Origin of the sequence: Desulfovibrio sp., from assembly GCF_019424165.1 — a bacterium.
In the GTDB taxonomy this organism is placed as follows: domain Bacteria; phylum Desulfobacterota; class Desulfovibrionia; order Desulfovibrionales; family Desulfovibrionaceae; genus Desulfovibrio.
The window spans coordinates 88,895-104,365 of sequence record NZ_JAHZAA010000002.1 but is presented as its reverse complement, the minus strand read 5'-3'; the positions used below and the strand labels follow the sequence as shown (position 1 = coordinate 104,365).

General features: G+C 61.3%; 13 protein-coding genes. 7 read left to right on the top strand and 6 right to left on the bottom strand.

Annotation, left to right across the window (positions count from 1 at the left end; translation table 11 throughout):
- Nucleotide 1 precedes the first annotated feature (1 nt).
- The 5 genes from QZ377_RS01570 to QZ377_RS01550 all read left to right on the top strand — a co-directional run bounded on the left by QZ377_RS01570 (nucleotide 2) and on the right by QZ377_RS01550 (nucleotide 5,064).
- Nucleotides 2-646 carry a 3'-5' exonuclease gene (locus tag QZ377_RS01570; protein ID WP_291438911.1) on the top strand — a complete coding sequence of 215 codons (645 nt, stop codon included), beginning with the start codon at nucleotides 2-4 and terminating at the stop codon, nucleotides 644-646.
- A complete protein-coding gene (locus QZ377_RS01565; protein ID WP_291438910.1) occupies nucleotides 643-1,872 on the top strand; it encodes a GAK system CofD-like protein in 1,230 nt (409 codons plus the stop codon). The genes QZ377_RS01570 and QZ377_RS01565 overlap by 4 nt, the downstream gene beginning before the upstream one ends.
- Nucleotides 1,873-3,189, top strand: a complete 1,317-nt coding sequence (locus QZ377_RS01560; RefSeq protein ID WP_291438908.1) for a pseudouridine synthase — start codon at nucleotides 1,873-1,875, stop codon at nucleotides 3,187-3,189.
- 248 nt (nucleotides 3,190-3,437) lie between these two features.
- On the top strand, nucleotides 3,438-4,067 hold the full coding sequence (locus QZ377_RS01555) for a DUF47 family protein (protein ID WP_291438906.1): 630 nt from the start codon (nucleotides 3,438-3,440) through the stop codon (nucleotides 4,065-4,067).
- Entirely contained in the window at nucleotides 4,060-5,064 is a 1,005-nt protein-coding gene (locus QZ377_RS01550) for an inorganic phosphate transporter (RefSeq protein ID WP_291438904.1), read from the top strand. The genes QZ377_RS01555 and QZ377_RS01550 overlap by 8 nt, the downstream gene beginning before the upstream one ends.
- A gap of 356 nt (nucleotides 5,065-5,420) precedes the next feature.
- Here QZ377_RS01550 and QZ377_RS01545 read toward each other — a convergent pair whose 3' ends face one another.
- From QZ377_RS01545 to QZ377_RS01525, 5 genes are all read right to left on the bottom strand, one after another.
- The gene (locus tag QZ377_RS01545) at nucleotides 5,421-5,639 is read right to left on the bottom strand and encodes a TraR/DksA family transcriptional regulator (protein ID WP_291438902.1); all 219 of its coding nucleotides are present in this window, start codon (nucleotides 5,637-5,639) and stop codon (nucleotides 5,421-5,423) included.
- A gap of 127 nt (nucleotides 5,640-5,766) precedes the next feature.
- Nucleotides 5,767-6,972 (bottom strand): aspartate aminotransferase family protein, encoded by a 1,206-nt coding sequence (locus QZ377_RS01540; RefSeq protein WP_291438900.1) that lies wholly within the window; start codon nucleotides 6,970-6,972, stop codon nucleotides 5,767-5,769.
- Nucleotides 6,973-7,036: 64 nt separating this feature from the next.
- A complete protein-coding gene (dut, locus tag QZ377_RS01535; protein WP_291439061.1) occupies nucleotides 7,037-7,528 on the bottom strand; it encodes a dUTP diphosphatase in 492 nt (163 codons plus the stop codon).
- A 333-nt stretch (nucleotides 7,529-7,861) separates the two neighbouring features.
- Nucleotides 7,862-8,533: an adenylate kinase gene (locus tag QZ377_RS01530; protein WP_291438899.1), complete on the bottom strand. Its 672-nt coding sequence runs from the start codon at nucleotides 8,531-8,533 to the stop codon at nucleotides 7,862-7,864.
- Nucleotides 8,534-8,681: 148 nt separating this feature from the next.
- Nucleotides 8,682-11,879 (bottom strand): AsmA-like C-terminal region-containing protein, encoded by a 3,198-nt coding sequence (locus tag QZ377_RS01525; RefSeq protein WP_291438897.1) that lies wholly within the window; start codon nucleotides 11,877-11,879, stop codon nucleotides 8,682-8,684.
- Between the two features lie 120 nt (nucleotides 11,880-11,999).
- Between QZ377_RS01525 and QZ377_RS01520 the strand changes: the two genes are divergently transcribed.
- Nucleotides 12,000-13,010, top strand: coding sequence for a glycosyltransferase (locus tag QZ377_RS01520; protein ID WP_291438895.1), 1,011 nt, complete (start codon nucleotides 12,000-12,002; stop codon nucleotides 13,008-13,010).
- Between the two features lie 248 nt (nucleotides 13,011-13,258).
- On the opposite strand, the gene QZ377_RS01515 is transcribed toward QZ377_RS01520, so the two are convergent.
- Nucleotides 13,259-13,738 (bottom strand): hypothetical protein, encoded by a 480-nt coding sequence (locus tag QZ377_RS01515; protein ID WP_291438894.1) that lies wholly within the window; start codon nucleotides 13,736-13,738, stop codon nucleotides 13,259-13,261.
- An 86-nt stretch (nucleotides 13,739-13,824) separates the two neighbouring features.
- On the opposite strand from QZ377_RS01515, the gene QZ377_RS01510 reads away from it, so the two are divergent.
- Complete coding sequence (locus QZ377_RS01510; RefSeq protein WP_291438892.1) at nucleotides 13,825-15,270, top strand: radical SAM protein; 1,446 nt, start codon at nucleotides 13,825-13,827, stop codon at nucleotides 15,268-15,270.
- Nucleotides 15,271-15,471: the final 201 nt, after the last annotated feature.

The following is a 15,471-nucleotide window of genomic DNA, read 5'->3' as shown; positions in this document are numbered from 1 at the left end:
TATGGATATGGACGTTCTACGCCGCCGCCTGAGCAGCGAAGAGATAAACACCTTGCCCCTGTGTCATTACGAGGGGCCGGTGCATGTGGTACGCAGCGAGGCTGACTGGCAGGCTGCGCTGCCCCTGTTGCGTGAGGAAAGTATTCTGGGCTTTGATACCGAAACACGTCCGTCCTTCCGCAAGGGCAGGCGCAATTCGCCTGCGCTCATCCAGCTGGCAACGGCCCAGGCTGTTTATCTTATCCAGTTGTCCTGGCTGCCCTTCGGCCCGCACCTGGCAGACCTGCTCGCCAATCCCGTGCAGGTCAAGGCGGGCGTGGGCATTCGGGATGACATGCGCGACCTGGCAAAACTGCACGACTTTGAGCCTGCGGGCCTGGTGGATCTCGGCGGCGTCGCTCGCGCGCACAAGCTGCCCAGCCAGGGGCTGCGCACGCTGGCGGCCAATTTTTTCGGCTGGCGTGTTTCCAAGGGGTCCCAGTGCTCAAACTGGAGCCTGCCCGAGCTTAGCGCCAGGCAGATCGCCTATGCCGCCACCGATGCCTGGATAGGCCGCCTTATCTTTATCCGCATGTGCGAGCTTGGTCTTATTCCTGCTGCCAGGCCTGCCGGTTGGCCTGCCGTAACCTGCGGGGGCGGTGCGTGAGCGGCCTTTCGGCCTTTCCGGCCCTGGGGCCGCGCCTGACCTTTTTTACCGGCGGCACCGCCTTGCGCGCCCTGAGTCGCGAACTGACCAGGCATACCCACAACTCTGTTCATCTGGTGACCACATTCGATTCCGGCGGCAGTTCAGCGGCATTGCGCCAGGCTTTTGCCATGCCCGCCATGGGCGATATCCGCAATCGTCTGCTGGCGCTTGCCGACAACAATGTGGTACCCGCATCCGTGCTGGATTTCTGCGCTGGGCGTCTGCCTTCGCACGAGGAGTTGCCGGCGGCAGACAAAGATGGCGCGGCTGGGGGCAAAGACCCTGCCGATGGCCTGCGGCGGCAGCTTGTGGAAATGGGCCGGGCCGGGCATCCCGTATGGGCAGGTATGCCGGATGTGTTTGCCGATGCCCTGCGCTTGCATCTGAATTTTTTTCTGCAGCGCATGCCACCGGACTTTGACCCGTACCGGGCCTGTTTCGGCAATCTTGTGCTGGCGGGCGGCTACCTGCATCATAAACGTGATTTCGGGCCGGTTCTGGCCTTTTTCAGCCGTTTGCTGCAAACGCGGGGTGTGGTGCGCCCCATTGTGAACGAAAGCCTGCATCTGGCGGCTGAGCTGGATGACGGTTCGATTCTTGTGGGCCAGCACCGGTTCAGAAATCTTCCCCGGCCCGTGAAGCGGCTTTTTCTTACGGTACATGAGCCGGAAAGGCTGGATACCAGCGACTACTCCCAGCTTGCCGCCACCGCCTGCCGCCCGCCGCTGGCCCCGGCATCCAGCGTATACCTTGGTTCGGCGGGGGCCATATGCTATCCGATGGGCAGCTTCTATACCAGCGTGCTTGCAAACCTCCTGCCTCAGGGAGTGGGGCGCACGGTGGCCGATGCCCAATGCCCCAAGATATTTATTCCCAATTCAGGCGGTGATGCCGAGCTGTTTGGCCTTGGCATTGCCGGGCAGGCAGCCATGATTTTGCGGCATCTGCGCGAAGACGCCCCCGAGGCGACCACCGGACGGCTTCTTCATTATGTGCTGGTGGATTCGCGCCACGGACGCTATGAGGGCGGCTTTGGCTCCGAGGTGCGACGTGCCGTGGAAGAGATGGGCGTGCGCCTGATCGACCGCCCCCTGGTGTATGAGAACGATCCGCAGCATCATGATCCGGAGCTGACAGCGCGCGCCCTTCTTGAGCTTTTGTCCGGCAATGCCGCGGAGATATGAATGAAGCCCGCGCACAAAACTCTTTGCGCGAACCGGCAGGACGGCAAGGGACAGGACGACACATCACCGGACACAGCCGCTGGCGGCCCCGTTGCCGCGCCCGCGCAGGAATTTTGCGTGGACCATCAGCATGCAGGCTTGCGGCTTGATCAGGCTCTGGAATACCTTTTGCCGCATATGGGCCTGCGCGGGCGCAGGCGTTGTATTGAAAATGGCGGCGTATCGGTAAACGGCCGTGCCGCAAGCGCCTCGCGCCGCATGCGCCAGGGGGATGTGGTGCGCCTGCACGGCATGGAGGCACGAAACGCCCCGGCGGCCTTGGGCAGTGAGCTTTCCTGCACGGCGTTTTCTTCCGGCTCTGCGGCTGCCGCCAGCGGGCTGCGCATGCTCGGCAGGCAGGGCGAATACTGTTTTTTCAGCAAGCCCGCGCGTATGCACAGTGCTGCGCTGGCGGGTGCTTGCGGCATGAGCGTGGAGGCCCTGGCCCCTGCTCTTGCTGCCCTGTGGGCTGAAAAAAGCAGCAGCGGCAATGATTTCGATCCGGCACGGCTCGCCTTGTTGCAACGGCTGGATTTCGGCACTTCGGGGCTTTTGTGCGCGGCACTCTCGGCTGCTGCCGCTGAAGCGTTTCGTGCGGCAGAAGCGGCGGGGCTGTGCGAAAAACGCTATGTAGCCCTGCTTTCGGGGGTGCTTTCCGGGCCTGCCGTGGCGCGGCAGCAACTGGACGTAAGCGGAAGGCGCAAGAGCCGCGTGCTGCCCGCACTCGCGCACCACACGCGCTGGACGGAATTTTGGCCCCTGCATGTCTGGAAGCCCGGCGATGCATCTGTACAGGCCCTGCACGCACTGTTTGGGCCTGCACAAGGCGTGGAGCCGGAAGCGGATGGTTCTGTTGTGAAGGCGGAAGCGGGTGGGCTGCCGGTTCCGGCCGGGGGGCTTACGCTGGCGGCCTGCCGCATACGCAGGGGCGCGCGCCATCAGATCCGCGCGCACGCGGCGGGTATGGGACATGCCCTGTGGGGAGACAACCTGTATGCGGAGCCGGAAGAGCCTGTGGCGGCCGGTGACGGCCCTGCCGTAGACCTGGCTTCGGCGCTCGCCTGCGGCAATACCGCGAAGGGCAATATGCCAATTCCTCCTGTTTTTTCTCCCTTGTGTGATGCCGCAGGATTTTTTTTGCATCATGGCGGCCTGCGCCTGCCCGGCGCGGCAGTGACGGACGATCCACCCTGGCCTTTGCCTGAGGGCTGCATGAAGGCCGCGAGGGACTGGCTGGCCGGAGTTTTGCTCGGCGAAGAGCCTTCGCGAGCATGGTAGTTGAGTGCTCAAACAGTTTTTTTTCTGCAAAAATAACACATCCAATATATTGAAATTAAAGACGATATATTTACAGAAAATAAAACTTTTATTTGTCCGGGCCAGGAAGTCTTGGCACATCCCCTCTGTGAGTATACATTTGCCGGGTAGAGAGACGGCGGCCCACATGGGTGGGCGACCGCCGGAACGTCAACCGGTATGGCGCGTGGAAAGGACCCACGTAAGCTGATACCGCCCAAGGAGCGAGGATGTTCCCTGCGTTGTTGCCCAAATCCGCACCGTTTTTCGCCATGCTGGAGGAGCAGAACGAACTGCTGCGCCGCATGTCGGGGCTGCTGGTTGAAATGCTTGAAGACGTGGCCAATATGGACCGCGTGCATAAAGAAATCGCTTTTCTTGAAGAAGAGGCGGATGTTCTGCACAGTCAGATAATCCGCGATCTTTCGCAAACGTTCATCACCCCCATTGATCGTGAAGATATCCTTCGCATCAATCAGGAGCAGGAAGAATGCATGGACTGCCTGCACAGTCTCAGCACCCGCCTGCATATTTTCGAATTCACCGGCATACGGTTTCCCGCTTTGCAAATGGCCCGCACCATCAGCGCCATGCTGGACCTGAGCCGTCTTATGCTTGAAGGGCTGGCACACCGCCGCGATTGTCATAAAACCCGCGCTTTCCGCATTTTGCGGGGCGAGTGCGACATGCTGCTGGCCGTGGGACTGGCGGAACTGTTTGACGAACAGCAGGAGCTCACCGTGCCGCAGATCATGCGGACGCTCAAATGGAGTCAGGCGTATGAGCGCATGAGCATTCTGCTTGAACAGGTCAATGCGCTGGCGGAAACCATCGAGGAAGCGGTGCTGAAAAATGTTTGATATTCCTGTGCTGCTGGCGCTCATCGTGCTGGTGGCCCTGATATTCGACTTTACCAACGGCGCGCACGACTGTGCCAACGCCATCGCCACAGTGGTATCCACCAAAGTGGTCACGCCTCGTTTTGCCGTGGGAGCCGCCGCCCTGCTGAATCTGGGCGGCGCCCTGCTTGGAACGGAAGTAGCCAAGACGCTGGGCAGCGGCATTGTGTTGCCCCATGTGGTAGAGGGCAGTCATGTGCTTGTACTGGCCGCTCTTGTGGGGGCCATAAGCTGGAACTGCATAACCTGGTATTTCGGCATACCCTCTTCCTCTTCCCATGCCCTTATTGGCGGGCTGATCGGCGCGGCAGTGGCCGATGCCGGCTTTGGCGCGCTCAACGGCGGGGGCATTGTGGACAAGGTGTTGGTCCCGCTGCTAGCCTCGCCCCTGGCGGGTTTTCTGGTGGGCTACCTGATTATGTGGATCATTTTCTGGTCCTGCGCCCGCATGCACCGGCGTAAGGTCAATGGGCTTTTCCGCCGGTTGCAGCTTGTGTCCGCAGCCTTTATGGCCATCAGCCACGGCCTCAACGATGCCCAGAAAACCATGGGTATTATTACCCTGGCCCTGCTTATTTTCGGCAAGATTGATGCCGTGGAAGTGCCGCTGTGGGTCAAGCTGTCCTGCGCCGGGGCCATGGCCCTGGGAACTGCCGTGGGCGGCTGGAAGATCGTGAAAACGATGGGACACCGTATTTTCAAGCTGGAGCCGGTGCACGGCTTTGCCGCTGAAACTTCGGCGGCGCTGGTCATTACGGGGGCTTCCATGCTGGGCGCTCCCGTGAGTACCACCCATACCATTTCCGCGTGCATTTTTGGCGTTGGTTCCACCAAGCGTCTTTCGGCGGTGCGCTGGAATGTGGCCGGAAGCCTGGTCACTGCCTGGGTGCTTACTCTGCCCGCCGCTGGCAGCATCGGCTTTATCTCTTACTGGCTGCTGCATTTTATCTGGAATTAGCGCCGGCAAGTGCCGGGTAAAAAATCTGCTGCGAGCGCGGCCCTGCCTAGGGGGCCGCGCTCGCTTTTTTTGCTGCAAGAGTACGTTTTTTCGCGGGCAGAGCATGGCCCCCCACATGGGGGCAGACAGAGGCATGGCGGAATCGCCGTAGACAGGCATGCCGTTGGCTGGCTGGTGAACGCGTACCGAACGCCGCATGACGCCGATCATGACGCCGCACGCGCGTAACGACGAAGCCTCATGCGCGGTGCCGCTGGTGGCTGTTTGGAGCAGCGGACAAGCGTCAAGACCCGGTGGCAGCCGGAAATACAGCGGCGCAGGCTTGCGCCCCGCCTGTATGTAGGGGAGGGAGCGGCCTAGTTGCCGCTTTCGCGTTCTTCCTGGCAGGCGCGGCACAAGCCAACGCCCGGCAGGGCTTCGAGGCGTTTCTGGGGGATGGGGTCGCCGCAGTCGCGGCAGCAGGCCACACCGTCGATGATTTCCGGTCCTCCCCGGTCAATGGCGGCGCGGGCCCGCATAAGGGCCGACTCACGGTCCAGACGCTCCAGTTCCGTAGCTTGGTCAAAAACGTCCATATGCTTTCTCCTTGGCAAAGTAAGCGGCAACCCCGCCGAAGCGGGGTTGCCGTAATAGTCGTACCTGAAATTCAACGCAGCTTATTTAGTCTACAATGACCTGTCTGTAAAGCCCCTGTGGCGCTTTTCAGGCGGTAAAATTCCGCAGGATGTCTTCAAGCGTATCCAGAAAGCCATCCAGGTCTGCCTGGTCGATGTTCAGGGGCGGCAGAAGGCGCAGGGTCGTGCCGTGGCTCAGGTTGCAGATATAGCCCCGGCGCAGCAGTTCGTCCCACACGGCCTTGCCGTCCACGGCAAGCTCAATGCCCAGCATAAGGCCCAGGCCTCGCACTTCGGCAATTTTGCCGGGCAGGCGTTCCTGCATGGCCGCAAGGGCGCGCTTCATGTGTTCACCCAGTTGGGCGGCGCGTTCGGTCAGCTTGTCACGCAGCAGAATTTCAATCACCTTGGTGGCCACGCCGGAGGTCAGAGCGCCACCGCCGAATGTGGTGGCATGGCTGCCCGCCTCAAAACCTGCGGCAACCTCGTCTGTAGCCAGCATGGCCCCCATGGGCAGGCCGTTGGCCAGAGCCTTGGCAACGCTGATGGCGTCAGGCGTCAGGCCGTGGTTCTGGAAGGCCCAGAAAGTGCCGGTGCGGCCAAGTCCTGCCTGGACCTCATCGCACATGAAGAGCACGTCGCGTTGGCGGCACAGGGCCTCAAGCTGCCGCAGATAGTCACCGGGCAACGGCACAATGCCGCCTTCGCCCTGCACCACTTCCACCAGAACCGCGGCAGTGGCCGGGGTGATGGCCGCGCTCATGGCGTCCATGTCGTTGGCCGGAACCTGCCTGAACCCTTCGGGCAGGGGAGTGAAGCCGTCGCTGAGGTTTTCGCGTCCTGTGGCGGCAAGTGCGCCCAGTGTGCGCCCGTGGAAGCAGCCGTGCAGGGTGATGATTTCATAGGCATCGCGCTGCCTGACCTTGCGCATATAGCGGCGGGCCAGCTTGATGCATGCCTCGTTGGCCTCGGCCCCGGAGTTACAGAAAAAAGCCTTGTTGTGATGGCTGGTGGATAAAAGCAGGCGCGCCAGCTCAAGCTGTTCTTCCTGATAGAAGAGATTGCTCACATGCCAGAGCTTTTCCGCCTGTGCGGCCAGAGCGGCGTTTACTTCATCGTTGCAGTGGCCGAGGGTCGTAACAGCAATGCCCGCCAACAGGTCGACATATTCCTTGCCGTCCACATCCCACAATCGCGCGCCCTTGCCTCGGACCACGGCCACAGGATAGCGGCTGTAAGAACGGCAGAGCAGGCTTTCTTCCCCGGCTTTGACGGCAGCAAAGGCTTGTGACATGGACGGACTCCTTTTCTCGATAAACAGATGGTTGTTTTGGACGCGCCGCAGGGGCGCGGCGCTGTTAGCGCCCTGTGTGCCCGAAGCCGCCGGAACCTCGCCCGGTGGGGGTCAGTTCCGCCACCTCACGCCAGCGGGGGCGTACAAAGGGCTGAAAGATGAGCTGGGCCACGCGCTCGCCATTGGCGATGCGGCGTTCCTGCCCGGAGGTGTTCAGAAGAACCACCAGTATTTCTCCGGTATAGTCGGGGTCAATGACCCCTACGCCCTGGGCCACGGTCAGGCCGTCGCGCGCTCCAAGACCGCTGCGGGAATAAACAAAACCCGCCACGTCTGCCGCTTGCGGCTGCACGGCAATGCCTGTGCCGACCTTGAGGCGCTGCCCCGGGGCAATGACCGCCTCGGCCGTGTCCAGGCAGGCGCGCAGGTCGAAACCGGCAGACCGGCTGGTGGCCGGAGCAAGAAAATCTTCGCTGTCACGGGCGTAAAGTTCCCGTGCGCCGGGGCGCACAAAGGCCAGGGCCACGGCGGCGGCGCGCGCGTTCGGCATGCCCATCACTTCATCCAGCAGGCCGGAAGCGCTTTGGGCAAATGTATTGTCGTGTGTATTGTTCATTGGCGAGTAGTAGCGCAGCTTGCCGCCGGGGGCAAGAGTAGCGGTCCGGCCGGTCCTGCTGGAAGCCGCGTGGCGGGCAGGCTGTGGTAAAAACTGTTGGCGCGGCAGCAGCGTTGTGCCGCGCCGCGCAACGGCCTCTTCATGCCGGATTTACGTTGTGGAAAAAAGATTCCCGCAAACATGCGGGAATCTTTTTTTCTGCGGTCATTGGGGCGGGTTCTGCTCAGGCTGCGTTTCAGTGAAAGCAGTTTGCAGCCCGTGCCGGCAAAGACGTTAGGCCAGCCTGGACAGCAGGGTTTCCTTGATGGATTCGATGCTGCCTTCGCCGTTAAGCTCAATGTATTTTGTCTTGCCCTGATCAGCCAGCTTTTTGAAGAAATAGGCGGCGGCCAGGGTTCCATCGGTGGTGCTGTAGTAAATATCGTGGCGCTTGTTGATGGCGGTTTCGTCCTGGTCATCGGACCGGCTGGAAAGGGCGCCGCCACAGACGCGACAGACATCGCCATCGGGCTTGATGGCCTCAATGAAAATATTGTTGGGGTGGTTATTGTTGTTTTTGCACAGGCGGCGGCCCATGATGCGGTTTTTGGCCGTTTCGCGGGGCAGCAGGATTTCTACCACATAGTCAAGGCGCATGCCTTCTTTCTGCAGGGCTTCCCACAGTTTTTCGGCCTGCACCATATTGCGGGGAAAACCATCAAGCAGCCAGCCGTGCTGGCCTTTGGTTTTCAGGGTTTCAAGAACCATAGGAATGGTGATTTCGTCGGGCACAAGGTCGCCGCGGTCAATATAGGCCTTGGCTTTCTTGCCCAGTTCTGTGCCGCCGCCGATGTGTTCACGGAAGATGGCGCCGGATTCGATGTGGGCGAGATTGTACTTCTGCTTGATAAGATCGCCTTGAGTGCCTTTGCCGCTGCCGTTGGGGCCGAAAATCAGAATATTCACCGTCACTCTCCTTGGCGGAACCGCAATTTTGATTGTGCAAAAAAGAACACATCGCCAATCTAGACTCTAAAGCCGCTCCTGTCAACGGGAGGCAGGAAGAATGGTCGACAAAATGCCTGTGTTTTGCGTTGTGAAATCTTGTAATCTATCAGCGAAAAAGTTTCCAGGTTCCTTCAACGATGCCGCCGAGCACGTCCACAAAACCCTTGGTAATATCGCCAAGCGTGTTCAGGATAAGCGTACCCGCGCCGATGGATGTTTTGGTGTTGTCCAGGCTGCCGTAAAGGCGCAGGGGAAAGTCCGGCACGTTCTTCATGCTGACGTTAAAGTTGCAGTCCAGTGTTTCGCTGTTAAAGTCTATCCAGCCGCCGCCATTAACCTGAAGGCCAGTCCCTTTGAGATAAAAATCACTACTTCGCGCTACGCCGTTGGTGATGCTGCCTGACGCGCCGGATGCGGTAATGGGGGTGGGTTTGCCCTTGAGCTTGCCTTCCGGGGTTCTGTGCTGGAACGAGCCGTTGAGCACCTCGACCCGCCATTTGCCGTTGAGCAGGGCGGGGAGCTGGTCGGGACCGGTGAGGCTGGCGTGGATTTCAGAGTGGACAGAGCCTTTGCCCCTGAGTGCTGCGCTGCCGCCCCGGGCGTTGCTGGCTTCGGTAAGGTCAAAGTTGTTGATCGTCAGGGTGTTGCTGAAACTGAGGCCCTTGTTGAAGGTAATGGTTCCCTTGCTTATGATGGGCGCGCCGTAAAACTGGCCGGTTATGGAGTCGGACGTGAGCCGTCCATTTTCCAGCTTGTAGCGGGTGCGCAGGTTCTGCACCGTAAAGCGCATGGCCGTTAACCTGGTTATGCTCATTTCGCCTTGTGCGCGAAAGGCCCGCATGAAGCGGAAATCCCATTCCTTGCTGCCTGCCTTGCCTTTGCTGGCGGGAGCAGTGCTCATGTAGCGGTCAAGGTTGATCTGGTCGGCGTTGAGCTTGAAGTTCAGGGCGGGCTGCTCGCGCCAGTCGACATTCAGGGTTCCGGTGATGACGCTCTGGTCGGCCTTGGCGCGGATTTCGCGCAGGGCGAGGGTATCGGGGGTTCCTCTGAAGCGGGCTTCCATCTCTATACGGTTCAACGACGGGGGCATGCTTATTCTGCCCATGCCAGCCATGCGCAGGGTACGGGCAATATCCGGGCTGTAGGCAGAAAGTTTGCCCTGCCAGAAGGGGCCGTCCTTGCCGGAAGCAAGGCTGGCCTGCCCGTGCGCCTCCACACCGAGAACATTGATGTGGGCTTCGGATACGGAAAGTTCATTACGGCTGGATTGGCCGCTGAAGCGGCCCGAAGCCTGCACGTGCAGGCCGTCCGGCTTGAGGGAGCGTTCCGCATCCATGCGCAGGGAAAAGGAACCGGGCAGGCTGGTAAAGTCCATCTGCCCGCCATCCGCTCCATCACCGCTGAACCACAACCTGCCGTTGATGTCGGTGGAGGCGTCCAGCCCCTGCGCGGCCAGCGCGGCTGTCCATTGGCCTTCAAGGCCGAGGCGTTCGCCGTCCCAGGCCGCGGTGCGCACCTTGAGCCCGACATCCAGAAGCGAGAAAGCCAAAGAGGATTTTTTGCCTCCGCTGATGCGCGGCGGCGGTCGTAAAAAACCGTTTTCAGCGCGGGCGGTCACGCTGCCGCGCAGCTTGCCCAGAAAAACATCCAGTTCACGGCCCTGGCTCATGACGTCCACATCCGCCCGCAAGCGACCGCTGCCCACAGGCATGACCTTGAGGTCATTGGCCAGGGCCGCGCCGTTCACATCGCGGGCGCGCAGGCGTATGGAATAGGGGGTGCTTTTGTCGCCGCCAAGGATGGTCTCGCCTTTGACGCTGCCCCCGTACAGCTTGCCTTCCACCAGCAGCAGGGTGTCTTCAAGGCGGGTTTTGGCATCCAGCAGGCCCTGGCGGATGACCACCAGCGCATCATCAATGACAATGCTGCCGTACGCCACCTTTTTGGCGGCCAGCCGTATGTTGTAGTCCACGCCGATTTCGCCGGGCATGAGGGGGGCGCCGGGTATGGGCGTAAACGGTCCGTGGCCGAACTGCGGCTCCGCGGGCAGGTCGCCCACGGCTTCGGGGATTGCGCGGCCAAGATTCACGTTGTCAGAGACGAGGTCCAGCGCCACTTCGGGCTTGCTCCAGTCCGCCACGCCGCCGCTGCCCGTAAAGCGGCTGCCCGCCGCCGTCACTTCAATATGCGGCACACGCAGGCCCGCTGCGTCCAGGTCAAAAACCAGCAGCCCATCGCTGAGTTCGTCCAGGGCAATTTGCAGCCCGGGGGCCAGATTGCGGGCAAAACCCAGCCAGCGGGTGAGGCTTGCGCGGTGCAGTTGCAGGCGCCCCGCCAGGGACGGCGCGCTGTTTTCGTTTATGGTCAGCGCGCCGTTAAAGCTGGCATCATCAGGGCCGAACGTCAGGCGCAGCTTTTCCAGGCCCACCCTGTGCGGATCGGCCTGCCGCCAACTCGCGCCGCCCATAAAGCGGAAGGGCAGGGCGGTGTCGTCCTTGCTGACGCTGCCTTCAAGGTCGGCAGTAAGGTCAAGCCCCTGCTTGCCGGGAAGAACGCTGGCTGGAGAAAGCTTGAGGGAAAATTTCATCTCGGGCAGCCACTGGGGCGCGCGCAGCACCCCGCTGGCGGTAAGGCGCGGCTGCGCGAGCAGATTTTCAAGGCTGCCTTTGCCGTCAAGATACAGGCTGTCCAGAAGTATCGGCTGGCCGTCGGGCGGCACAAGGGCGGCTGATGCCCAGCCGATGTTGCCGCTTATGCTGTCGCCGGGTTTTGCCTCCAGATCGCACTGCATGCCCTCAATGGCAAGGCTGGAGTTTTCCGCGCCCTGAATGCGTACGTCCCCTTGCTGTACAGACAGGCGGCAGCGGCCGGACAAAAGGTCGCCCTGCGGGCCGCCGCTGCCCAGCAGGGCCTTGATGTCCATATCCGGGCTGAGAGGAACAGCAACAGTGCCGCTGACGCGGGGACGCAGCAAGGATATGTTGCGGGGTTCCAGACGGCCCTGCACAAGAGCGGCGAAATCGGGTCTGAGGGTGGCGTAGGCGGTGGTAAACTGCCAGTTTGCACCCGTGACGGTCAGCGTACTTACGGCCAGCGCGGGAACGGGCAAAAGAGCCACATTGACGGCATCCACGGTGATGTGCAGGCCGGTGCGGTCGCTCAGTTCCTTGATAAAATGCCCGGCAAGGGCCTGGGGGTTGCGCTGCAACAGGTAAAAGGCCCCCGCCGTCAACGCCGACAGCAGGAGGAAAAGCGCCAGAAATATGCGCGCGAAAAGGCGTAGGCGACGGGCATTCAGAAACATGTTGCAGTCTCGTATCTTGACGCCGCAGGGCGTCAAGGCTAGGTTTCAAACCTATTGTATCTTGGCACTGTTGGCAACTGTCGGCATGCAAAAGGCTTTTTTGACAACTGCCGGGGGATCATGCAAAAACTTTTGTGGCTGGGCAGCCCCTTTTTCGGCGCGGAATTGCGCGCCTGCGGCTGGCAGGATGTGACTCTGCACAATTTTGGTGGCGGTTGCGTATTCGGCTGGCATGATCTGGTGCGCCTTGCGGGTTTTGTGCCGGATGTACTGGTTGTGGCTGACAAAAGCCAGCCGCCCTTTGTGCTCGGGGTTGAGAATTTTCCCTGCCTGACGGTCCATTACAGCGTTGACTCGCATATCCATAGCTGGCAGCCCTTTTACGCCCAGGCCTTTGACATATGCCTTGTGTCGTTGCGCGACCATCTTGCGCGTTTTTCCGGCCCCTTTTTAGAGCAGGAGCGTGTGTGGTGGTCGCCGCCTTTTGCCCATGAGCGGGATCAGCCCGATCCTGATGCCCGGTACTTGTGGGACTGTCTTTTTGTGGGCACCGTTTCGCCAGCCATGCCCCGGCGCGCGGATTTTTTGCGTCGCCTTGGGGAGAGGCTTTCCGGCTTGCACGTTGTCCGGGGCAACTACAGGCAGCTTTTTCCCCAGGGGCGCGTGTTGCTGAACCACTGCGAACACGGGGATCTGAACTTCAGGGTTTTTGAGGCTCTCGGCTGCGGGGGCTGCCTGGTGACGCCCCGTGTGGGGCACGGCCTGGCCGACCTTTTTGTAGACGGTGAGCATCTTGTGGGCTATGCCCCCGGCGACGTGGGCGATGCCGAGTTTCGCATCAGATTTCTGCTTGAACATCCCGATGTCGCGGCCCATATCAGGGCGGCTGGGCTGGCCGAGGTCAATGCACGACACCGCGCCCGGCACAGGGCGCAGGCATTTACCGACGGCCTGTGCGATGTATGGACGCACGGACACGAAGCCCTTGTGGCGCGTCGCCGGGAAAGGGCCGGGGCTGTGCTTGAGAAATCCCTCAGGCTGCTCTATCTGCACTGGGCCGAGGAATGCGTCGATGCGGCCATTCGGCAGGCCTACCTGGTCGCAGCCGGGGGCCGCTTCGGCCTTGATTGAAAGGGCGGCCGGCAGGCGGGCCGCGCGCGTGCCTGATCTGGCTTTCGCCAGCGCGCCAGCCCAGCACGCTTTACACCGGATGATCGCAGCAGGATGTTTTCCGTCCCGGGCCTGTCAAGGCGCGGCTGACCGGTGTGCCGTCGGCACATGCTGTTGCCAGTGTTTTGTGGCAAGGGCAAGCTCCCCGCAGTCCGGCTGGCAGTCTGCGCGGCGCTGTGATGTGGTGGCCCGGCGATGCGTGACGAAACTCAGCGCCTTGCGCCCTGCGGCATATCCAGCGGGTCAAAGTGCAGGTCAAGGGCCGGATCCACGGCAGCGGCTCCGGCGGCGGAGCGGCCGGGGGCATGGGCTGCGGGCGGGTCGAAGCTCAGGTGCAGCAGCGGATCATCGGCAGTATCAGCAACGCGGCCTTCATGCGCAGGTGTGAGTCTGGCGGCTCGCGTCTGGCCTGAAAAATTTTCCAGCGGGTCTGCGCCACGAACGTTTTTTGTGGGGGCAGCCTGCGAGTGGGGCTGATCCGCCAGAGGGCGGTCGTCCGGCTCTGCGTCAGCGGGTCTGGTTCCGTCCAGATGATCCAGGCGCGATTCCATGGCGCGCAACAGCACCCGCAACTGCGCATGCTCGTCGCGCAACTGTGTTACCAGCCGTTCCTGGCCGCGCAACATGTAGACAAGCACGGCGAGAATGCCGAAAAAACACAAAAAGATGAAAAGCATTATGGAAAACATGAAAGGCCTCCAAAAGTACGGGCCGGGAATCCCCGGCCGCGTAGGGCCGTTATATACGTTCGCCCGCGCCGGGGCAAGGAGCTTTTATGGCTACCCAACACATTGAGCCGCATCTGGTTATGGCGGATGAGCAGGGGAATATCTATGATGACGAGCGCCTGCTCATGGTCTGCCGCCGTGGCGCGCAATGGGGGTTGCCGCGGCCGGATGAACTTATGCCCCTGCCGGAAGAAAGTGAATTCTTTCTGCTGCCGGGGCGCCAGGCCGTGGGGCTTGACCCGGACAGCGGCGAGATAGTCCAGCCCGAGGGCGAGGCCCAGCTTGCCGTGGCGGCTTTTGCCGCCCCGGCGCACACCATTTCGGCGCATCCCGCCTATACCAGCGGCCCCGACGCGCCTTTGCTGCCGCTGTTTGCCTATGGGGCAGTGGGCTTTGCACGAGGCCGTTTTTATGTCTGCGCGCGCAGGGTTGATACCGACCAGCGCCAGATCTTCAGCCGTATTCCCCGTCACCGCATAGAGCAGGGCGCACGCAGGCTGTTGCGGGACTATCCCGGCAACCGCCTTGTCCGGCATATTCTGGATAACTGCGTGGCCCGTTATGACTGCCCGGCGGCCCGCAACTTTGCCCTTGGCCGTTACGAGGCCCCCCTGCCCACCTCCCGCGCCTGTAACGCCCGCTGTGTGGGCTGTATTTCGGCCCAGGAAAAGGATTCTCCTGTGGCCGTGACCCCGCAGTGCCGGCTGGCCTTCACGCCGGACCCGAGGGAAGTGGCCGAGGTCATGCACATCCATGCCGGGCGTGAAAGCCGCGCGCCCATCTATTCCTTCGGCCAGGGATGCGAAGGCGACCCGCTCATGAATGCGGACCTGCTGGAAGAAAGCATACGCCTCTTCCGTTCCGGGGGCGGCGCGGGAACCGTCAACTGCAACACCAATGCTTCGCGGCCGCAGGTTGTGGCCCGCCTGGCAGAAGCCGGGCTGACCAGCATGCGGGTCAGCCTTAACAGCGCCCGCCCTGTTCTGTATGAGCGCTATTACCGCCCGGTGGACTACTGTCTGGACGATGTGAAGGAATCCATACGCGCCGCCAGAAGCCGCGGGGTTTTTGTAGCCCTGAACCTGCTGTTTTTTCCCGGCGTCACCGATACGGAAGAAGAGCTTGACGCTCTGGCGCGGATGGTGGGCGAGAACGGTGTGAGCATGATACAGTGGCGCAACCTCAACATTGATCCCGAATGGTACTTCAGACTCATGAACGAGGGCCAAAGCTCCGGCGGCGGACGGCTCGAATTTTCGCCCAGCATGGGGCTGACCCAGTTCATGAAGCGGCTGAAAAAGCTTTGCCCCTGGCTGCGCTACGGCTATTTTAATCCGTATGTGGGCGACAGGGCCGAACTTGAGGCCCCTGCGCCCGGTGACTGGAGCATGCCCGCGCCCCGTGCCAAAGAAGGGGCGCTGGCACCCGGTGAAAGTGCGGACAGCAACGGGGACAGCGCCGCAGACGCATCTGTTGCAGACGAAAACTCCTGAGTGCATTTTTGTTTTTTTGTGAGCACAGTCACAGAACTGTGCGCACATGATTCTATAGTGAAGACGCTGGCTGCCCGGCGTCTTCCTTGCTTTCAGGCGTTGAGATCGCTTATGGTTCCTGCGCGCGGCACAGACCGGCCCGAAAGTGTGTTTTCAAGGGAAAAGTTTGTATTTTCGGCTGCATGGTCTTGACATGGGAGT